The sequence below is a fragment of the Roseateles aquatilis genome, from assembly GCF_002205645.1.
GTDB lineage: Bacteria > Pseudomonadota > Gammaproteobacteria > Burkholderiales > Burkholderiaceae_C > Roseateles > Roseateles aquatilis.
In genome coordinates, this window is record NZ_NIOF01000002.1 from 594,638 (window position 1) to 615,134 (window position 20,497).

Annotated in this window: 18 protein-coding genes; 14 read left to right on the forward strand and 4 right to left on the reverse strand. The window is 68.9% G+C overall.

The features are described from left to right. The first annotated feature begins 147 nt into the window (after positions 1 to 147). From CDN99_RS08055 to CDN99_RS08080, 6 genes are all read left to right on the forward strand, one after another. Complete coding sequence (locus tag CDN99_RS08055; protein ID WP_088384345.1) at positions 148 to 1,350, forward strand: MFS transporter; 1,203 nt, start codon at positions 148 to 150, stop codon at positions 1,348 to 1,350. A 355-nt stretch (positions 1,351 to 1,705) separates the two neighbouring features. Beyond that, complete coding sequence (locus tag CDN99_RS08060; protein ID WP_088384457.1) at positions 1,706 to 2,512, forward strand: alpha/beta fold hydrolase; 807 nt, start codon at positions 1,706 to 1,708, stop codon at positions 2,510 to 2,512. A 464-nt stretch (positions 2,513 to 2,976) separates the two neighbouring features. Further along, positions 2,977 to 3,609 (forward strand): choice-of-anchor J family PEP-CTERM protein, encoded by a 633-nt coding sequence (locus CDN99_RS08065; protein WP_158218788.1) that lies wholly within the window; start codon positions 2,977 to 2,979, stop codon positions 3,607 to 3,609. A 101-nt stretch (positions 3,610 to 3,710) separates the two neighbouring features. Beyond that, a complete protein-coding gene (locus CDN99_RS08070) occupies positions 3,711 to 4,163 on the forward strand; it encodes a post-PEP-CTERM-1 domain-containing protein (protein WP_088384349.1) in 453 nt (150 codons plus the stop codon). A 3-nt stretch (positions 4,164 to 4,166) separates the two neighbouring features. Next, the gene (locus tag CDN99_RS08075) at positions 4,167 to 5,651 is read left to right on the forward strand and encodes a PA domain-containing protein (protein ID WP_088384350.1); all 1,485 of its coding nucleotides are present in this window, start codon (positions 4,167 to 4,169) and stop codon (positions 5,649 to 5,651) included. Positions 5,652 to 5,890: 239 nt separating this feature from the next. After that, positions 5,891 to 6,166 carry an HU family DNA-binding protein gene (locus tag CDN99_RS08080; RefSeq protein ID WP_088384352.1) on the forward strand — a complete coding sequence of 92 codons (276 nt, stop codon included), beginning with the start codon at positions 5,891 to 5,893 and terminating at the stop codon, positions 6,164 to 6,166. A gap of 136 nt (positions 6,167 to 6,302) precedes the next feature. On the opposite strand, the gene CDN99_RS08085 is transcribed toward CDN99_RS08080, so the two are convergent. Beyond that, positions 6,303 to 7,136, reverse strand: a complete 834-nt coding sequence (locus CDN99_RS08085) for an enoyl-CoA hydratase-related protein (protein ID WP_088384354.1) — start codon at positions 7,134 to 7,136, stop codon at positions 6,303 to 6,305. A 319-nt stretch (positions 7,137 to 7,455) separates the two neighbouring features. Here CDN99_RS08085 and CDN99_RS08095 point away from each other — a divergent pair, with 319 nt between their 5' ends. From CDN99_RS08095 to CDN99_RS08115, 5 genes are all read left to right on the forward strand, one after another. Next, entirely contained in the window at positions 7,456 to 7,959 is a 504-nt protein-coding gene (locus tag CDN99_RS08095) for a sigma-70 family RNA polymerase sigma factor (RefSeq protein WP_088384357.1), read from the forward strand. Further along, complete coding sequence (locus CDN99_RS08100) at positions 7,956 to 8,942, forward strand: FecR domain-containing protein (RefSeq protein ID WP_158218789.1); 987 nt, start codon at positions 7,956 to 7,958, stop codon at positions 8,940 to 8,942. The genes CDN99_RS08095 and CDN99_RS08100 overlap by 4 nt, the downstream gene beginning before the upstream one ends. Positions 8,943 to 9,046: 104 nt before the next feature. After that, on the forward strand, positions 9,047 to 11,647 hold the full coding sequence (locus CDN99_RS08105) for a TonB-dependent siderophore receptor (protein WP_088384359.1): 2,601 nt from the start codon (positions 9,047 to 9,049) through the stop codon (positions 11,645 to 11,647). Position 11,648: 1 nt separating this feature from the next. Beyond that, entirely contained in the window at positions 11,649 to 12,374 is a 726-nt protein-coding gene (locus CDN99_RS08110) for a hypothetical protein (protein ID WP_238139416.1), read from the forward strand. 118 nt (positions 12,375 to 12,492) lie between these two features. Further along, positions 12,493 to 13,668 (forward strand): PepSY-associated TM helix domain-containing protein, encoded by a 1,176-nt coding sequence (locus CDN99_RS08115; RefSeq protein ID WP_088384360.1) that lies wholly within the window; start codon positions 12,493 to 12,495, stop codon positions 13,666 to 13,668. Here the strand turns inward: CDN99_RS08115 and CDN99_RS08120 are convergent. Then, complete coding sequence (locus CDN99_RS08120) at positions 13,589 to 14,599, reverse strand: LysR family transcriptional regulator (RefSeq protein ID WP_088384362.1); 1,011 nt, start codon at positions 14,597 to 14,599, stop codon at positions 13,589 to 13,591. The genes CDN99_RS08115 and CDN99_RS08120 overlap by 80 nt on opposite strands. 168 nt (positions 14,600 to 14,767) lie before the next feature. Here CDN99_RS08120 and CDN99_RS08125 point away from each other — a divergent pair, with 168 nt between their 5' ends. Together CDN99_RS08125 and CDN99_RS08130 are read left to right on the forward strand one after the other, a co-directional pair. Then, positions 14,768 to 15,856: a tartrate dehydrogenase gene (locus CDN99_RS08125; protein ID WP_088384364.1), complete on the forward strand. Its 1,089-nt coding sequence runs from the start codon at positions 14,768 to 14,770 to the stop codon at positions 15,854 to 15,856. 145 nt (positions 15,857 to 16,001) lie between these two features. Beyond that, the gene (locus CDN99_RS08130) at positions 16,002 to 16,994 is read left to right on the forward strand and encodes a Bug family tripartite tricarboxylate transporter substrate binding protein (RefSeq protein ID WP_088384366.1); all 993 of its coding nucleotides are present in this window, start codon (positions 16,002 to 16,004) and stop codon (positions 16,992 to 16,994) included. A 68-nt stretch (positions 16,995 to 17,062) separates the two neighbouring features. Here the strand turns inward: CDN99_RS08130 and CDN99_RS08135 are convergent, their stop codons facing one another. Further along, positions 17,063 to 18,514: a sensor histidine kinase gene (locus CDN99_RS08135; RefSeq protein ID WP_088384368.1), complete on the reverse strand. Its 1,452-nt coding sequence runs from the start codon at positions 18,512 to 18,514 to the stop codon at positions 17,063 to 17,065. After that, positions 18,511 to 19,197 carry a response regulator transcription factor gene (locus tag CDN99_RS08140; RefSeq protein ID WP_088384370.1) on the reverse strand — a complete coding sequence of 229 codons (687 nt, stop codon included), beginning with the start codon at positions 19,195 to 19,197 and terminating at the stop codon, positions 18,511 to 18,513. The genes CDN99_RS08135 and CDN99_RS08140 overlap by 4 nt, the downstream gene beginning before the upstream one ends. A 234-nt stretch (positions 19,198 to 19,431) precedes the next feature. Here CDN99_RS08140 and CDN99_RS08145 point away from each other — a divergent pair, with 234 nt between their 5' ends. Then, positions 19,432 to 20,418 (forward strand): extracellular solute-binding protein, encoded by a 987-nt coding sequence (locus CDN99_RS08145; protein ID WP_088384372.1) that lies wholly within the window; start codon positions 19,432 to 19,434, stop codon positions 20,416 to 20,418. Positions 20,419 to 20,497: the final 79 nt, after the last annotated feature.

The window sequence follows — 20,497 nt, forward strand, 5'->3', positions numbered from 1 at the left end:
GGGGCGTCACGTGCGCGGTGGCGGTCGACCGAGCGGGCGGTGTCGACAGGGTGGCTATGCGCCCGGGGATGCGCGCCGGCCGCGCCCGCGCGAGGGGCGCCTCGTACAGTCACGGCTTCCTCACGCCGCCCGACCGATGTCCGCCTGATGTCTGCTTCTTCCCCCTCCACGCAGTCGCCGTCCCGCCTGTCGGTGTCGCTCCCCGACGAAGCCCGGCTGCGTGCCGCGGCCTGGGCCTTGCGGATCCAGTTCTTCGTCTCGGGGGCGCTGTTCGCGACCTGGGGCGTGCACGTGCCGACGGTCAAGGCGCATTACGGCCTGGGCGAGCAGGCGCTGGCCATCGCGATGCTGGCCTCCGGCGTCGGCGCGTTGCTGGCGCTGACGCAGGCCGGGCGCGTGGTGGGGCGCTTCGGTCCGCGCGGCGTGGCGGGCCTCACCGGCGTGCTGTGCGCCGCGGGCGTCTCGCTGCTGATCGTGCCGGACGCCTACATCGGGCTGGTGCTGATTCTGATGCTCTTCGGCGCAACGGCCAGCCTCTTCGACGTCGCCATCAACGCGGAGGCGACGGAGATCGAGCACCTCGCCGACCGGCCGCTGATGAGCGGCTTCCATGCGATGTTCAGCCTCGGCGGCATGGTCGGCGCGGGCGTGGGCAGCCTGCTGCCGCTGCTGGGCTGGTCGACGCAGACCCACCTGCTGGCCGCCTGCGGCACGGGCATGGCGCTGATCCTCCTGGCCTGCCCGGCGATGCTGAAGATGACCGCCGCGCCCGGCGACAAGCAGCCGTTGAGCCTGCCGCGCGGCGTGCTGGCGCTGATCGGCACGCTGGCGGCGCTGGGCCTGATCGCCGAGGGCGCGATGTACGACTGGAGCGTGCTGTTCTTGAAGCAGGAGCGCGACAGCTCCGCCAGCGTGGCCGCGCTCGGCTATGCGAGTTTCAGCCTGGCGATGGCGCTGGGCCGCTTCGCCGGCGACTGGGTGCGGGCGCGCGTCGCGCCGGTCCCGCTGATGGCGGCGAGCGGCGCGCTGGCCGCCACCGGCATGGCGCTGGCGCTGGTGGTGCCGGTCGAGGGCGCGGGGCTGCTCGGCTTCGCGCTGGTGGGGTTGGGCTTGTCCAACGTCGTGCCGGTGCTGTTCAGCGCGGCGTCCAAGGTGCCCGGCGTGAGCGCCGCGCACGGCATCGCGGCGGTGTCGTCGCTGGGTTACCTCGGGATGATGTCGGGACCGCCGCTGATCGGCATGGTGGCGGAGCACGCGTCGCTGACGGTCGGCCTGGCCTGCGTGGTGGTGTTCGCTTTGATCATGGCCTTCAGCGCGCGGCGGGCGCTGGGCGGTACCGGGGCGCCGTGACGCAGCGCCCTCCGACGCCTCGATGCCTTCTCGCGCTGGCACATTGGCACGGAGGCGCGTAGGTCATCGCCCGACACGCGGATCGGGCGAAGGCCTCGGCGCCGATCCGGCATCGCCGTCGTGCCCGGTCGCGCGACCTTGCCTACAGTAGATCCTGACAGCGGAATTCGAGCTCCGCTGTTCATGCTTCTCTCTCTCGCATGGTCCGCCTATCCCCTCTGCGGGCGGACGAACTTTGGGCCCTGGTCGTGAGACCAGGGCCTTTTCTTTCGATGGCCCGGCTGGCGCGGGGCCGGGCGCGAGGGATCGAGACAGGCCGAGGCGGCGACTCCGCCACCTCCCTATGATTCCCGCCATGCACAGCACGACTCCAACGAATCGACAGCGCATCGACTGGCGCGGTCGCCCGGTCGACATCGAGTACCTCTGGCTCAACGAGACCGCTTCCGGCCCGGTGCTGGTCTTCCTGCACGAGGGGCTCGGCTCGATCGCGATGTGGCGCGACTTTCCGGCGCGACTGTGCGCCGCGACGGGCCTGCGGGGTCTGGTGTTTTCTCGGCCCGGCTATGGCCGGTCGACCCAGCGCGCGCCCGGCGAATCGTGGGCGCCGGACTACCTGCACCGCCAGGCGCGCGAGGTCCTGCCGGCCCTGCTGGCGGCGCTCGGCGTCGATGCCCGGGCGCGGCCGCCATGGCTCTTCGGACACAGCGACGGCGGCTCCATCGCGTTGCTGTACGCGTCGATGTTCCCGACCGCGGGCGCGATCGTCGCGGCGCCGCACATCGTCGTCGAGGACATTTCCGTCGACGGCATCAGGAAGACGGTCCAGGCCTACCGCGACGGCGGTCTGCGCGATCGCCTCGCGCGCTTCCACGACGACCCCGACTCGCCGTTCCTCGGCTGGAGCGACGCGTGGCTCGATCCCGCCTTCCGCCGATGGCGCATCGTCGACGACATCGCGGCCATCGACTGCCCGGTGCTGGCGATGCAGGGCGTCGACGACGAGTACGGCACGCTCGACCAGATCCGGGGCATCGCGCGCGTCGTGCCGCACGCGCAGGTCCTGGAGATCGAGGCCTGCGGGCACTCGCCGCACAAGGACCAGCCGGACATCGTCATCGACGCCAGCCGCCGCCTGGTCGAAGCCAGTCGATCCAATTGATCCGCTGATCCGCTCGGCGCATCCGGGCCGCGCGCGCATATCCGCCGGGCCGCGTCGCTCGCCCATCGGTGCTTTCCCGTGTCCCGCAACAGGGGACGGAGCGTCCCACCGAAAGGGGTCGCGTGAAGACTCCGTGAAGCCGGCCGCGGCGCAAAAAGCCGTGTCTTCCGGCATCCCCTCTGACGAGCCGTTTGCGCGCGATTTGCGCCCCCGTCGCGCGAGCAGCGTCACGCGATAGCTCCACCGGCCCATAGGGAAACAACCCCCCCTCCACACAGGGGGAAATGCTCCGGAACGCTCTGTGAACACGTGTGAACTCGGTCACAGAATCGTCACGTCCGATGGCCGGCGTCCCCCCGCTGGTCGAAGGAACGCAGTCGCGGCCCGCCTGGCAATCCGCCACCCGGGGCAGCTGTTCTAGGTCCGGTGGTCATCCCACCTCTCTATCGAAGAAGGACGTTGCAATGTTCAAGAAAGCTTACGTGGCACTGGCGCTGATCGGCGCTGTCGCCTCGGCCCATGCGGGCCCGACGCTCATCAACGAGGGCTTCGACAACGTGTCGACGCTGTCCGGCTGGCTCCGCACCAACAACAGCACCCCGGGCGGCACCGCGACCCCGTGGTTCCAGGGCGACCAGACGATCTTCCAGGCGCTGTCCGGCGCGGCCAACTCCTACATCGCCTCCAACTACAACAACGCGCCCGCCGGCGGCACGCTGGCGAGCTGGCTGATCAGCCCGGTGTTCTCCACCGCGCAGAACCTGGAGGTGTCGTTCTGGGCCCGCGGCGACATCGCCGACGGTTTCCTGGACAAGCTCACCTACGGCATGGTCGACGCCACCGGCAACCTGACCAGCTTCGTGCCGCAGGCCACCGTGGTCGCCGTCGGCGCGTGGACACAGTACACCTTCCTGCTGTCGGGACAGGCCGGCACCAACGGCCGCTTCGCGATCGGCTACGTGGGCAGCGCGGACCAGGCCAACTACGTCGGCCTGGACAGCGTGACCGTCACCGTGCCGGAGCCGTCGAGCTGGGCGCTGGCCGGCGTCAGCCTGCTGGGCCTGCTGGCCGCCCGTCGCCGCCGCGCGCAGCGCTGAACCGGGCCGGATCGGCGCGGACCGCGGCCTCCTTTCGGCCCGTCCCGCCGCCACTCGCATCCTCGAATCATCCGAGTCATTCCCTTCCAAGGACAACGACCATGATCACCCGCATCTCCCTGGGCCTGGCGATCGCCGCGGCCCTGCCGCTGGCGGCGCAGGCTCACGAAGCCGCCGCGCCGGCGACGACGCCGGCCGCCTCGCTGGCCCCCACTTCCGACGCCCTCGTCATCGTGCGCGACGCCGAGACCGGCAAGCTGCGCCCCGCCAGCGCCGAAGAGCATGAGGCGCTGAAGGCGCTGAGCCCGAACGTCCGCTCCCGCGTCGCCCTGCGCGCCATGGCCCTGACGCCGCAGATGAAGGTCCATGCCAGCGGCGCCATCGGCGTGCGCATGACCGAGGACATGATGAGCCAGTCCGTGGTCGTGCGCCGCGCCGACGGCACGCTCGACGAGGCCTGCCTCACCAACAAGGAAGAGGCGGAAGCCTTCCTCAAGAGCGCCGGCAAGTCCGCTGGCAAGCCCGTCGCCAAGTCCGCCCTGCCCACGGAGTAAGCCATGCAGAAGACCTTCAAGAAGACCGTGCTCCGCGGCGCCCTCTTGGCCGCCCTGTGCGGCGTCGGCGTCGCGCAGGCCGCGACCATCGTGATCCAGAGCCGCGATCCGGCCGGCGTCGGCTTCAACGACCCGACGCCCGTCGCGCCGGTCGGCGGCAACCCGGGCACCACGCTCGGCGAGCAGCGCATGTACGTCTACCGCTACGTCGCCGACGTGTGGGAAAAGGCCCTGGACAGCAACGTCACGATCACCGTGAACGCCGGCTGGGAAGCGCTGACCTGCACCGCCACCTCGGCCACGCTGGGCAGCGCCAGCGCCTGGAACCTGTGGCACGACTTCCCCGGCAGCCAGCCCGGCACCTGGTATCCGCAGGCCCTGGCCAACAAGCTGGCCGGCACCAACCTCAGCGCCGGTCAACCGGATGACGGCACCGGCTACGGCAACGTCGATATCCGCACGCAGTTCAACGTCAACCTGGGCAACAGCGGCTGCCTGACCGGCTCGCCGTTCTACCTGGGCACCGACGGCAACTTCGGCAACGGCGTCAACTTCGTCGAGACCCTGCTGCATGAACTGGGCCACGGCCTGGGCTTCAGCGTGCTGTCGGTGCAGACGTCGAGCGGCTTCCGCATCAACGCCGCGGGCACCGCCTACGTGTCCAATGGCGGGCTGCCCAGCATCTGGGAGCAGTTCATGTTCGACAACACGGCCGGCAAGACCTGGCTGAACATGACCAGCGCCGAGCGCAAGGCTTCCGCCATCAACCCGCTGGGCCTGGCCTGGATCGGACCCAACGTGGTCGCCGGCGCCGGCATGCTGGCCGCCACGCCCATCCTGTCGATCGCCTCGCCGGCGCCGGGCCAGTCGGGCTCGTATGCCTACGGCACCGCGTCGTTCGGCCCGGCCGTTACCAGCGGCTCGTCGCTGGGCGCGTTGGCGACGATCAAGGCCGACACCGTCAACGGCCAGGGTTGCGTGGCGTTCGACGCGGCGGACACCGCGGCCGTGACCGGCAAGGTGGCGGTCATCGATCGCGGCACCTGCGGCTTCGCCGTCAAGGCGAAGAACGCGCAGAACGCAGGCGCGGTCGGCGTGATCATCGCCAACAACGCAGCCGGCGCGGCCCCGGGCCTGGGCGGCACGGACGCCAGCGTGGTGATCCCGACGATCAGCGTGTCGCAGGCGGACGGCGTCAAGCTGCGCTCGGCGATCACCGCGTCGACGGCCTACGGCGCCCGCGGCCGGCCCGGCCTGGCCAGCGCCGCGCTGTCGACCGACCCGAGCCGCCGCGCCGGCGCGGACGCCCTCGGCCGCCCGCTGCTGTACACGCCGAACCCGCTGGTGTCGGGCTCGTCCGTGTCGCACTGGGATGTGTCGGCCACCCCCAACCTGCTGATGGAACCGAACATCAGCCCGGATCTGGGCCTGGTGCTGGTGCCGCCGAAGGACCTGACGAAGCCGCTGCTGAAGGACCTGGGCTGGTAATCGCCTCGACCTCGCGATCGGCCCGCTGAGGGCCGATCCAGGGGACCTCCCGAGAGCCCGGTGCGCGAGCATCGGGCTCTTGTCATTTCCGTCGCCGATGCTTGGACGGGGCCAGCCGCTGGCGTCCGCCATTCGGACGGACGTGAAGTCGGTTGCGTCTTCAAACAGGAGAGGGGCTCGGAGTGGCTGATAATCGCGGCCCCCGGTTACCCGGATCGTGGTTTTTTACTGGAAGACTGATGAACAAGAGTGAACTGATCGAAGGCATCGCCACCAAAAGCGGCACGACCCGTGCCGTGGCAGCAGCCGCCCTGGACGCCACCCTGGAGACCATCACCGAGGCGCTGGCCTCTGGCGACCAGATCGCGCTGGTCGGTTTCGGCACCTTCAAGGTGAGCGAGCGCGCCGCCCGCACCGGCAAGAACCCCGCCACCGGCGAAGCGCTGGACATCCCGGCTTCCAAGGTCGCGAAGTTCACGGCCGGCAAGGCCCTGAAGGATGCGGTGAACAAGTAAGCCGCTCGCGGTTTGCCAACGGCAGGTCTGCGGACCTTGCCCAGCCAACGCCCGCTTCGCGCGGGCGTTGTCGTTTCCGGCATCAGATCCGCGGGGTCGGGACTTGCGGGCCGGGCGGTGCGCCGGCCCGCGCGGCTCAGCCCTCGCGGAAGAACTTCAGCGCCGCCAGGTCGGGGAAGGCCGTAGGCCGCTTGGCCTGCGCGGCCGCGAAGGCTTCCATCAAGTTCCCGTTCTGCCAGATCGCCGCCTGCAGCCACCCCATCTGCTGCAGGCTGTCCTTGACGCCGTGGTCGCGCGCGTAGTGGATCGCCTGCTTGCTGCCCCAGACGGCGACGGGCGGCTTCTGCGCGATCTCGCGCGCGCACTGCAGCGCGGCCTCGACGCAGGCGGCCTGCGTGTCGAAGACCTCGTTGACCAGGCCGACCGCCTGCGCGCGCGACGCGCCCAGGCGCCGGCCGGTATAGGCCAGTTCCTTGACCAGCCCCAGCGGCATCAGCTTGGGCAACCGCTGCAGCGTGCCCAGGTCGGCCGCCATGCCGATGTTGATCTCCTGGATGCAGAAAAACGCGTCGGCGGTGGCATGGCGGATGTCGCAGGCGGCCACCAGATCGACGGCACCGCCGATGCAGCCGCCGTGGATCGCGGCGATCGTCGGCACGCGCAGGTCGTCGAGCCGGTTGAAGGCCTGCTGCATGTCCGCCAGCAGATCGACGATGGCGGCACGGCCTTCCGCGCTGCGGTCGTCGAGCTGGATCGCGCCGCTCTTGAAGACCTCCAGCGACATGCCCGCGCTGAAGTGCCTGCCGGTCGACGAGATCACCAGCGCCCGCAGCGTCGGGCTGCGGTGGAGCGCGTCCAGCACGGTCTCCAGCTCGCGCCACAGCTGCGGAGACATCGTGTTCATCTCCTCCGGGCGGTTCAGCACCAGGTGCGCGACGCCGGCGTCTTCGGCCAGGGTGAAGCAATCCATGCGGGTCTCCGTGATCGTGTCGGTGATGGGCGGGGATGCTAGCGGGAAGCCTCCGGACGTCAGTCATGCAGGCGTCACCCGCCGGCGGGCAGGGCAGGGGCAGGGCGGGCAGGGGCAGGGCGGGCAGGGGCAGGGGCAGGGGCAGGGCGGTGGCGCCCGCGCGTGGTGTGCGAATCGCGCGCAGTCCGCCGGGACGGAGGGAGGTTATTCGTTCAGTTGATAATAGTTCGCATTACCATGCGAACCGTTCGCGCCCCGGCGTCCCAGCGATGCCGGCCGCGACGGCAGCCCCAATCTCCCCAGACTACCGCTCCGGTCCATGTCCGCCCAACCCATGACGCATCAGCTGGTGGGCTCGCTTTATGTCGAGCATCACGGCTGGCTCCAGTCCTTGCTGCGCAGGCAGCTCGGCTGCGCCGTCGATGCGGCGGACCTGGCGCAGGACACCTTCGAGCGATTGCTGAATCGCCGCGAGCAGGTCTCGTGGCGCGAGCCGCGGGCCTACCTGACGACGATCGCGCGCGGGCTGGTGATCGACCTCTACCGGCGTCGCGACCTGGAGCGCGCCTTCCACGATGCGCTGCTGGCCAGCCCCGAGCCGCTGGCGCTCAGCGCCGAGGATCGCGCCATCCTGCTGGAGACGCTGCAGGCGGTGGACCAGATGCTGGACGGCTTGCCGCGCGCCGCGCGCGACGCGTTCCTGATGTCGCAACTGGACGGCCTCACCTATCGCGAGATCGCCGGCGCGTTGCAGGTCACCGAGCGCACCGTCGCCAGCTACATGGCCAAGGCCATGACGCGTTGCCTGGCCCTGGCGGCGTGAACGAGGCGGGTGACGCCGCCGGCCTGGACGCCCGCGCGCGGGCCGTCGAGTGGTTCGTGCTGCTGGCCTCGGGCAACGCCACGGTCGACGACCAGCGCGCCTGGGTGGCCTGGCGCGAGGCGGACCCCGCGCACGAGGCCGAGTGGGCCCGCGTCGATCGTGTCCAGCAAATGATGGCCGGTGTGCCGGCCGAGCTGGCCTCGCCGGCCTTGCGGCGATCCGGCTCGACACGGCGCCGACAGGTGCTGCGGTCGCTGGGCATCGGCGCGATCGCCGGCGCGCTGGGTTACGGCGGCTGGCGCGGCGTCCGGGAGCTCGGCGGCGCGGCCTGGCTGGCCGATGAACGCACCGCGCCCGGCGAGCAGCGCCAGGTGGCGCTCGAGGACGGCAGCGTGATGACGCTGAACACGGCCACCGCCGTGGATGTCCGATTCGATGCGGCCTGGCGGGCGCTGCGGCTCCACGAGGGCGAGGTGCTGGTCGAGACCGCGGCCGCGCGCGGCGCGCCGGGCGCGGTCGATGCACGGCCGTTGATCGTCGACACGCGCCTGGGCCGCGTCAGGGCGCTGGGCACGCGATTCATCCTGCGCCTGGACGAGCACCGGCTCACCGTGGCCGTGCTGCAAAGCGCCGTCGAGACCCGCGACCCGTCCGGCCGGACGCTGCGCGTCGAAGCCGGGCAGCAACTCGTCGTCGGTGCCCAGGGGGCCGGTCGCGTCGAGGCGCTGGCCTCCGAGGTCGACGCCTGGACCTACGGCAGCCTCGTCGTGGACAACGCGCGGCTCATCGATGTGGTCGCCGAGCTGTCGCGGTATCGGCGCGGCCACCTGGGCTGCGATCCGCGGGTGTCCGAGTTGCGCGTGTCCGGCGCCTTCCCGGTGACCGACGTGGACCGGGCGCTATCGGCGCTGGTCGCCGCGTTGCCCGTGCAGATCGACAGGGTCAACCGCTTCTGGACCACGGTGCGGCCGCGCGGGGCATAGGTCCGGACATCGCCGCGAAAAAAGTTTCGCAGCCGCCTTCATGTTTTGGCGCGTCGTCCGGCAGACAGGAAGAGAACGTCGAAACACCCTGAAGGATTCCTCCGATGACGCCGCGTCCGTCGCACCCGCTTCCCTGGTCGCCCTTGTCGATCCCGTCGACCTCGCCTGCCGGGATCGCCCGCCGCTCGCCCGTCGGGCTGGCGGTGACCCTGCTGCTGTGCGCCGGCGCCGCGTGGCCGCTGGGCGCCTCTGCCGCGACCGCCGTGCCGACGAGCCCCGCGGACAGTGCCGGCCTCTCGTCCGCCGCCGAGCGCGAGTACCGCATCGAGCCCGGCCCGCTGTCCGCGGTGCTGGCGCGTTTCGCCGCCGCCTCCGGCGTGGCGCTGTCCTTCGATCCCGCGTTGACGCGGGAGCTGCGCTCGAGCGGGCTTCAGGGGCGATACACCGTGTCGGGCGGCTTCTCGACCTTGTTGGCGGGCACCGGCCTGAGCGCGACCGGGAATGCGCAAGGCGTGGTCACGCTGCGGCGCGACGCCGCGGGCACCGCGGCCCCGGCGGTGGACGCATCGGCCACCGGGACCGCGCGCCGGGAGGTCGACATCACCTTGCCGCAGGTGCGCGTCGTGGCCCGCGCCGCGCCGGCGCCGGAGGAGGCCGATGGGCGCTACCAACCCACGCCGGACGCCTCCACGCTGCGCACCACCGACTCGATGCTGGACATCCCGCAAGTGGTGAACGTCGTGTCGGCGCAGGTGATCCGTGACCAGCGCCCGCGGTATCTGGACGACGCGCTCTACAACGTCAGCGGCATCACGCAGGGCAACACGCTCGCGGGCACGCAGGACACGATCATGAAGCGCGGCTTCGGCGGCAATCGCGATGGCTCGGTGATGCACAACGGCATGCCGCTGGTGCAGGGCCGGGGCATGAACGCGGCGGCCGAAAGCGTCGAGGTGCTCAAGGGCCCGTCGTCGATGCTCTACGGCATCATGGATCCGGGCGGCGTGATCAACGTCGTCAGCAAGAAGCCGCGGCTGAAGCAGCACACCAGCGTGTCGGTGATCGGCTCCGCCTATGCCGGCGGCCGGACCGGCATCGGCGAGACACTGGACACCACCGGCCCGGTCCCGGGCGTGGCGGGCGACCAGGACGGGCAGGGCGGCGAGACAGGCCTGGCCTACCGCCTCATCGTGGACCAGATCAACGAGGACTACTGGCGCAACTTCGGCACGCACCGCGAGACGCTGATCGCGCCGTCCATCGCCTGGTACGGCCGCGACACGCAGGCGGTGCTCTGGTACGAGTACCGCAACTACCTCACGCCTTTTGACCGCGGCACGGCGCTGGACCCGGCCACCAAGCAGCCGCTGGCCATCCCCAAGACCCGCCGCCTGGACGAGCCCTTCAACCAGATGAAGGGCCAGACGCACCTGGGCCAGTTCTCGGTCGACCACAAGCTGGGCGACGGCTGGGCCGCGCACGTCAACCTCAGCTACAACCGCGAGACCTACGACGCGAATCAGTTGCGCGTGAACGGCGTCAACACGAAGACCGGCACGCTGACGCGCAACAACGATGCGACCTGGGGCGCGCTGAGCACCGACAGCTACGGCACCGCCTACGTCGACGGCAAGTTCACCACCGCCGGCCTGACCCACGACGTGCAGGCCGGCGTGGACAGCGAGTACCGCCTGATCTATCGCCGCGACCTGCTGCGCCAGGCCACGACGACGACCTTCAGCTACCTGAACCCGGTCTACGGCACCGAGCAGCCGTCCAGGACCATCTCCGCCAGCGACAGCGATCAGACCGACAAGCTGCACAACCAGTCCGTCTTCCTGCAGGACGCGCTGCGCCTGAACGAGCGCTGGACGCTGGTCGGCGGGCTGCGGTACCAGCACTGGTCGCAGAACGCGGGGCGCGGCCGGCCCTTCAAGGCCAACACCGACACCACCGGCGACAAGTGGCTGCCGCGCCTGGGCGTGGTCTACAACGTCACCGATGCGGTGTCGCTGTACGGGAGCTACTCGCAGTCGCTCAAACCGCAGTCGACGATCGCGCCGCTGTCGTCGGGCACGGTGATCGACTCGGCGGTGGCGCCGGAGCAGGGCAAGTCGTGGGAGGTCGGCGCGAAGCTGGACCTGCCGGGCCGCGTCACCGGCACGCTCGCGTTCTTCGACATCAAGAAGCGCAACGTGCTGGTCTCGCAATTCAACGACGCGACCAAACTGACGGACTGGCGCACCGCGGGCGCGGCGCGCTCGCGCGGCGTGGAGCTGGACGTGGCGGGCCGATTCGCCAAGGACTGGGACGGCATCGCCAGCGTCGCCTACGTCGACGGCAAGACGACCGAGGACCCGCTCTACGCCGGCCTGCGGCTGTGGAACGTGGCGCGCCAGACGGCGTCGATGTCCGTCGTGCACGACTTCGGGCAGACCGGTCCGGGCCGCCTGCGGCTGGGCGGCGGCGCGCGCTACATCGGCAAGCGCCCCGGCGATTCGGCCAACAGCTTCGAGCTGCCGGCCTACACCGTCGCCGACGCGTTCGCGACCTACGAGACGAAGGCCGCGGGACGCCCGCTCAAGCTGCAGCTCAACGTCAAGAACCTCTTCGACAAGACCTACTACACCTCCAGCGTCAACATGTACTTCGTCTCGATGGGCGATGCCCGCCAGGTGTCGCTGATGGCGACGATGGAGTTCTGACATGCACGGCACCTGGCAACGAATGGGCACCGCGTGGCGGGCGCTGCTGGCCGCGTCGTGGCTGGGCCTCGGCCTCGCGGCGTCCGTGAGCGCGGCGCCGCCGGCGGGCGGCGAGCGCGTGATCCTCGTGATCCAGAAGGCCGGTCCCCACCGTGCGGTCGACGACGCCGTGGCTCGTCACCTGAGCGAGCGCGGCTACGCGGTGCAGGTCGAGGACCAGCAGGCGACGCCGGACGTGGCCGCGGGCGCGGCGCTGGTGGTGATCTCGTCGACGGTCTCCGGCAAGGATGTCGATCCCGGATGGCGCCACGTCGCCGTGCCCCTGCTGACCTGGGAGAACGACATCCTGGACGACCTGGCCATGACCGGCAAGCGCCACGACGTCGACTTCGGCGCGCAGGTCAAGGAGCGCTTCCTGTGGATCGTCAACGCGCCGCATCCGATGGCGGGCGGTCTCGCGGCCGGCGTGGCCAACGTGTATGTGAAGCAGGCCGGCATGGGCTGGGGCAAGCCCGGGCTGGGCGCGACGACGATCGCGACGATCTACGGCGAGCCCGGTAAGGCGGCGATCTTTGGTTATGAGAAGGGAGCGACGATGGACTACGAGTCCCTCGCGCCGGCGCGCCGCGTGATGGTGTTCCTGGACAACGACACCTTCGTCAACCTGTCCGACAGCGGTCGGACGCTCTTCGACGCGGCAGTCGACTGGGCCTCCGGCCGGCGGTGACGGCCGGCAGGAGGACGGTGCCGATGGCACAGGTGGTGGAGAGGGCGACGAGGGCGACCATGACGGCAGCGACGAGGACGATGGCAATAGCGACGAGCGTGGCGACGAGGGCGGGGCGATGACCGCGCGCAAGTTCTGGACGCAGTGCCACTGGCTGCTGGGCATCACGGCAGGCTCGTTGCTGCTGCTGATCGGCCTGAGCGGCGCGGTGCTGGCCTTCCGGGAGGAAGTGCTGGACCTGCTCAACCCCGGCGGCCGCCACGTGGCCGCGCGCGCGGCGCCGACGGCAACGCCGGACGCGTTCTTGCGGGCGCTGTCGGTGCAACTGCCCCACGAGCGCGTGGGCACGCTCGCGCTGTACGCCGAGCCCGGCCGCGCGGCGCGGGCCATCCTCGAACCCCGTCGGGGCGAGCGGCGCGGTGACACCGTTTACCTGAACCCCTATGACGGCGAGCTGCTGCCGGCGCTCCAGGGCGCGGCGTTCTTCGAGTTCGCCGAGTCGTTGCACCGCTGGCTGCTGCTGCCGCGCGAGCCGGGCCGCATCGCCGCCGGCGTGCTGGCCATCGGCTTGCTGCTGCTGTCGCTCTCCGGGCTGTACCTGCGTTGGCCGCGCGACTGGAGGCAGGTGGCGGCATGGTGGCATGTCGATCGCCGGCTCGACGGGCGGGCGCTGTGGCGTCGCCTCCATCTGGTGGCCGGCACGGCCTGCCTGGTGATGTACGTGGCGCTCACGGCCACGGGCCTCTTCTGGTCCTTCGATGCCGTCCGGGATCCGGTGAGCGCGTGGCTCGGCGAGCCTCGCACGCCGCGCGCGACGGCGCCGAGGCCGACGGCGGTGACGTCTTCCGACACGTCGGACACCTCCACCCCGAAGCGCGCGCCGGCCCTCGCGAGCGTCGATGTCGCGTGGCGCGCCTTCGAGCGCGCGGCGCAGCCCGGCGGCTGGAGCGAGGCCATCGTGCGCGTGCCCACGAGCGCCAAGGCATCGATCCTGTTCACGTGGATGGACACGGCACCGGCGCATGAGCGCGCGCGCAATCGCATGACGGTGAGGGCCGAGACCGGCGAGATCGCGAAGGATGAGCGCCATGCCGCCAAGCCGCTGGGGGCGCGGGCCCTCGCCGCGGTCTACCCGCTGCACATGGGCAGCCTGTTCGGCCTGCCCGGACGGATCGTGATGTTCCTCGCGGCGCTGATGCTGCCGGCGTTCACGGTCACCGGCTGGTGGCTTTACCTCGGCCGGCGGAAGCTGGCCCGGCAGGCCGCCGCGAAGCGCCTGGCCCGGGCGGCTTGACGGCCGGCGCGGACGCGCGCCTCTCGAAATCCCTGGCCAGGAAGTCCACGAAGGCCCGCACCCGGGCCGTGCCCTGGTACCGCTGCGGGTAGACCGCGTAGATGTCGGCGTCGGGCGTGTCGTACTCGGGCAGCACCTGCACCAGCCGACCGCTGGCCAAGTAGCGCGCGATATCCCATTCGGCGCGCATCAGGATGCCGTGGCCGTCGAGTGCCCAGTTCACCGCGATCTCGCCATCGTTGGTGGTGAGCTTGCCGCGCGTCTTGACCGCGACCTCCTGCGTCTTTCTGCCGCGCCTCGACGACAGGCGCCACAACCCGTAGGCCTCCTCGCCCTGGCGGATGCCGATGCAGGCGTGACGGGTCAGGTCCGCGGGGGTCTTGGGCGTGCCGTGTGCCGCCAGGTAGGCCGGCGAGGCGCACAACACGCGACGGTTGGCCGCGATGCGCCGGGCGATGACACGCGCGTCGGGCGGCGGACCGAAACGGATGCAGACGTCGAAGGCATCGTCGGTCAGCGGCGGCGGGTTGACCGACAGCTGCAACTGCACCGCCACCTTCGGATGCTCGCGCACGAAGGTCGAGATCAACGGCGCGACGTGGGTCCGGCCGAAGCCCAGCGTCGCGTTGACGCGCAGCAGACCCCCGGCCGTGACGCGGCTGGCGCCCAGCAGTTCCTGCAGGTCGTCGATGGCGCCGAGGATGCGCCGCGCGTGCTCCAGATAGAGCTCGCCCTCGTGCGTCAGGCTCATGCGCCGCGTGGTGCGGGCGAGCAGGGCGGTGCCCAGCCGCGCCTCCATCTGCGACAGATGCTTGCTCACCGCGGCGGTGGTGACGCCCAACTCGCGCGCCGCGGCACTGAGGCTGCCGGCGCTGCACAGCGTCGAGAAGAAGCCGAGGTCGGCGGGCGAGATCACGGGGGCCGAGGTCATGCGGGTCCTGTCGATTGTTGAATTCAGGTTAAGGACGCCTTGACTTTAACGGCGGCCGTCCGCTCCGGGCCTGCCTACATTGGACCGATCGGCCCATCGTCCGCGACGTTCGCGTCGCAGCCTCCCTCGTTCCCCGCTGGGCCCTCGCATCTGATTCAGGAGATCCCCATGAAGACGTACCGCATCGCCGCCATCCCGGGCGACGGCATCGGCAAGGAAGTCATCCCGGCCGGACAGGAAGTGCTGGAGGTGCTGGCCTCGACGACGGACCGGTTCCGCTTCGAGTTCGAGACCTTCGGCTGGGGCGGCGACTGGTACCGCGAGCACGGCGAGATGATGCCGGCCGACGGGCTGGACGCGCTGCGCGGCAAGGACGCGATCCTGTTCGGCTCGGCCGGCGATCCGCACATCCCCGACCACATCACGCTCTGGGGCCTGCGCCTGAAGATCTGCCAAGGCTTCGACCAGTACGCCAACGTGCGTCCGACGCGCGTGCTGCCCGGCATCGACGCGCCGCTCAAGCGCTGCGGTCCCGGCGATCTGGACTGGGTGATCGTGCGCGAGAACTCCGAGGGCGAGTACGCCGGTGTCGGCGGCCGCGTGCATCAGGGCCATCCGATCGAGGCCGCCACCGACGTGTCGCTGATGACCCGCGTCGGCGTGGAGCGGATCATGCGTTTCGCGTTCAAGCTGGCGCAGTCCCGGCCGCGCAAGCTGCTGACGGTGGTCACCAAGAGCAACGCGCAGCGGCATGCGATGGTGATGTGGGACGAGGTGGCGCTGCAGGTGTCCAAGGACTTCCCGGACGTCACCTGGGGCAAGGAACTGGTCGACGCGGCCACCGCGCGCATGGTCAACCGGCCGGCGTCGCTGGACACGATCGTCGCGACCAACCTGCACGCGGACATCCTCAGCGACCTGGCCGCGGCGCTCGCGGGCAGCCTGGGCATCGCGCCCACCGGCAACATCGATCCGGAGCGCCGCTATCCCTCGATGTTCGAGCCCATCCACGGCTCGGCCTTCGACATCATGGGCCAGGGCCTGGCCAACCCGGTCGGCACCTTCTGGTCGGCGGTGATGCTGCTGGAACACCTCGGCGAGGCCGAGGCCGCCCGGCGTCTGATGGCCGCCGTCGAGGCGGTCACCGCCAACCCCGCGCTGCACACCGGCGACCTCGGCGGCCAGGCGCGCACGGTCGACGTGACCGCGGCGGTCTGCGCGCAACTGCGACAGCACGGCGATCGCCGCGCCGCATGACCCGGCGATGAGCGCGCGGCCGACGCGCGTTCACCGCGCCACAGCGGCGACCCCGAGGCCGCCGCCCGCCTGCCCCGCACCCGCCGATAGAGCAGGGCGGGGCGGGACGACGAGACACCGAGAACAACCACATCCGGAGACAACGATGACCGCAGCCCTCCCCACCTTCCCGCGTCGCGCCCTGCTGGCGCTCTGTGCCGCCGCCGCGGCGACGGGCGTCCTGCCCGCGTTCGCTCAATCGTGGCCGTCCAAGCCGGTGACGCTGGTGGTGCCGTTCCCCGCCGGCGGCACGACGGATGTGCTGGCGCGCGCGTTGGCGGAGCGCCTCACGCAGAGCCTGGGGCAGCCGGTGATCGTCGAGAGCAAGCCCGGCGCCGGCTCCACGCTGGGCGCGGACTACGTCGCGAAGTCCAAGCCGGACGGCCATACGCTGCTGATCGGCGCGGTGCATCACACGATCGCGAGCAGCGTCTACAAGAAGCTGCCGTACGACTTCCAGAAGGACTTCGTGCCCATCACCGGCATCGCGCTGGTGCCCAACGTGCTGGTGGTCAATGCCGCCTCGACGCCCGCCAAATCCGTTGCCGAACTGGTGGCGGCGATCAAGGCGCAGCCCGGCAAGATGACCTACGGCTCCAACGGCAACGGCACGGCGCAGCACCTGATCGGCACGCAGTTCCAGAACCTCACCGGCACGGAGCTGCTGCACGTCCCGTACAAGGGCAGCGGGCCGATGGCGACGGATCTGCTGGGCGGGCAGATCCAGATGTCCTTCGATACCGTCACGCCGGTGCTGCAGCACATCCGCGCCGGCAAGCTGCGCGCGCTGGCGGTGACGACGGCCAGGCGCTCGTCGGTGCTGCCGGACGTGCCGACGCTGGAGGAATCGGGTCTCAAGGGCTTCGACATCGGCACCTGGTTCGGCGTGCTGGCGCCGGCGGGCACGCCGAAGGACATCGTCGCGAAGCTGGGCGTGGAGATGCGCAAGGTGATCGAGTCACCCGACTTCCGCAAGCGGATGGAGGACATCGGCGCGGAGCCGACTGGGGGATCGAGCGAGCAACTGGCGCGGCAGATCCGCGACGAGACAGTCAAGTTCGGGAAGCTGGTGAAGGCGGCGAATGTGGTGATCGAGTAGGACGCGGCGCTCCGCGCAGCGATGCGCCCGGGCCGGACGGCTTGGCGGCCAGCGCGGACGCCGAGCCATCAGCCATGTGGCGTACTCGCTTTCTTCAGCGGTGTGGCCGCCCCGGTTCGGTCGGCCGCTTCGATTGGAAGCAGAACACTCGCGTCCAGGCCTGTGGTCACACGACCATTGACTCGATTGGTCAGCCTGATTTCTCCTCCCAAGCACTTCGCGATCTCCGCGCAGATGGCGAGGCCCAGGCCGCACCCTTTTGATTCATGCGTCGCAGAAAAGGGTTCGAACAAGTGCTCGCGGACTTCCTCCGAGATTCCGATGCCGGTGTCCCAGACCGTCATGGCGATGAAATTCGAGGTCTGGGAGATGCGAATGCCCATCTGTCCGTCCTGCGGCGTGTGGCGAATCGCGTTATGCATGAGATTCGAAAGTAGTTCGGCAATCATCCACGGATGGCCGAGCACCTCGATATCTTCAGCATCCATTGAGAATTCGATGTTTTTCTCGGATATCAATGGCGACAGCTCGATCGCCACATCCTGCGCGATCGATGCCACGTTGCACGGTTCGGATGCCCCGCGCCCCCGGATCTGCTCGACCTTTGCCAACGAGAGCATCTTGTCAGCCAGATTGACTGCCCGATCGACGGTGTGGGATATCTCCTGCAGAACCGTGATCGCCGGCGCGTCCCTGCGAAGGCCTGACTGCACCTGAGCCTTCAAGACGGCAAGCGGTGTGCGAAGTTGATGGGAAGCGTCGGAGACGAACCTCTGTTGGAGACTGAGCAGCTTGCCGACCCGAGACATGAGCGAGTTCAGCGACGCCACGACCTGGCTGAGTTCAAGTGCTCTCGACTGGTCCGTGACGGGGGAGAGATCGGTGTCGTGACGATCGTCAAGCTGTGACTTCAGCTCTCGCAGCGGCTTCAGGGCGCCATTGACCGCGAAAAGCGCGGTGAGTGCGACAGCCAGGAACAAGAGAAACTGCCGAAGGAGCGTGCCTCGCAACAGGCCCAGGGCCACTTCCCTACGACCCTCGATCGGTTCGGCAATCTGAATGATGACGCCGGGATAGCTGGGGTTCGGCGCAAGCGGCTGGTAGACCGCGGCCACGCGCACTCGGCTCCGGCCATAGTCGGCCTCGTAGATGCGAAGCAGGGAGGGCACGATGTCCACGTTCACCTTGGACGGAAGGCGGTAAGCCTGAAGATCGAAATCGCCCGCAAGTGGTTTCCCGTCGACCGTGCGGATGGCATAGATCAACCGAGACGAATATCCAGCCTCATGGACCTCGACGGACGCGTAGGGCACCGGCTGCGCAAGTTCACCCTGTTCAATCCGCACGCCGTCGCCGACGGAGTACGCGGTGGTGACAAGCATTCGGTCGTAGGCGGCGTTTGCTGCTTCCAGGGCGCCGGTATATAGCGCGATCGTGTCTATGACCAGGTAGAGCGCCAGTGGTCCGATGATCCAGGCAAGCAGGCGACCTTTGAACGATCGCGGCTGCGTGTTTCTCATGGCGGGGCCGGGCCACGAACCGCCCTGAGCATGTAGCCCAATCCGCGCAGCGTGATGATTTCCGCGCCGGTGGCCACGAGGCGCTTGCGCAGTCGATAGACGAGGACTTCAACTGCTTCCTTGTGAACATCATCGTCATTCGGAAAAACAGCTTTCAGGATCTTCTCCTTCTTCACTGCTTGTCCAGGCTTGACGGCAAGGACTCGCAGCAGAGCGTGCTCGCGTGGAGACAGCTCAAGGTGATCCTGCCCATGCAGAAAAGCATCTGAATCGCGGTGATACCGAAGCTGCCCGCAGGTGGGGTCGACCGATATGCCGCCTTTGCCATGTCGACGCAGCAAGGCGCGAATTCTGGCATCGAGTTCTTCCAGGTCGAACGGCTTGGCCAAATAGTCATCCGCTCCGGAGTTCAAGCCAGCAATCTTGTCTCCGACCGCGCCACGGGCGGTCAGGATAATGACCGGGGTTGTTATTCCGCGCATGCGCATGCGTTGGAGAATGTGCAACCCGTCCAGTTGCGGCAGATTCAGGTCGAGCAAGACGATGTCGTTGGCCTCATCTCCGATGTGGCGGAGCGCGGAAACGCCATCCAGGCAGGCCGTGACTGAATAGCCCTGCTTCTCCAGCGTCCGGGCGAGCACCCTGGACATTTCCGCATCGTCTTCGATCAGTAGGATTTGCATCTTCGTTCCAGCGTCGGAGCCGCACGCTCAATCTACCTGCAGCGACCCACGCCAGCAAGGGTAAATGCTAGTTTGAAAGCACTTTGACAGGCAATTGATAGCAGCACTCCAGATAAGCGTTGTTTCGGCTCGGAACCCGCTTTGTGGAACGGTCGCGCGTCGCTAGAGTCAGCGCACCTTCAGCACATCCCAAGGACTGTCGTGCGGCACTCTAGATCATTCAGACGCGTTGCGGTGGCGGCGACGCTGGCGATGTGCCTGGTCGCCCCCCTGAGCGCTGAAACGATCAAGCTGGTGTGCTCGTCGCGGGAGTGGTGCGGGCTGTTGCGTAGCAAACTGGCCGGCTCGAAGAATCTGCCCGTCGAGATCACGGAGCTCGGAACGACCGAGGCCTTTGAACTGATCGTGGCGGAGAAGAATCGGCCCAGGCACGACGTGTGGTTTGGTGGAACCGGTGACTACCATTTTGAAGCAGCCAAACGCCGGCTGACCCTGGCCTATCGCTCTCCCAATATCAGCCTTCTGGACCCTTGGGGTGAGCATTTCGCTGAGCAGTCAGGGTATCGATCCAATGGTCTTCATTCAGGCGCGCTCAGCTTCATCGTCAACACCGAAGTATTGGCAGGGCACAGATTGCCCGAGCCTCGTTGCTGGTCGGATCTGGCGCGGCCGGAGTATCGCGCGCTGATACAACTGGGAAAGCCTGGCGGACTTTATTCCGTGATTACGACTGTCGTTCAGTTGATGGGGGAGGAAGAGGGCTTTCGCTATCTCCGAGCACTTGATCCCAATATCAACTATGTGGACAACGGGCAGATCGCCCTGGCCAACGTCGATCGAGGAAATGCGGCAATCGCGATCGCGTTTGCATACGGTTTGAACGCGGCCGTGCTCGATGGCCGTCGTGTGAAGGCGGTCATCCCTTGCGAAGGCACGGGCTACGAGATCGTTGGCCTGTCGATCATCAAAGGCGGCCCAAACCCGAATGGCGCGAAGCGCTTCTTTGACTGGGCCTTGACGGCTGAGGCGCAGAAACTGATGGGGCAGTCCCAGCCATTGAGTTTTCATTCGGGTATCACGGGTCGCACGGATGGACGAATCGTTGATCCGCCGCCGACGCGCCTCATCAACTACGACTTCTTCAAGTACGGCAGTCTGGAGGAGCGCGACCGACTGCTGCACAAGTGGGCGCAAGTCGTCGAGGCAGGGCGCCGACGATGACGCCGGCGTCCTGAAGCAGGCCGTGGCGACCAGACCGCGTCCAGCGCGGATGGACATGTAGCCAGCAGCCTGGATTCCC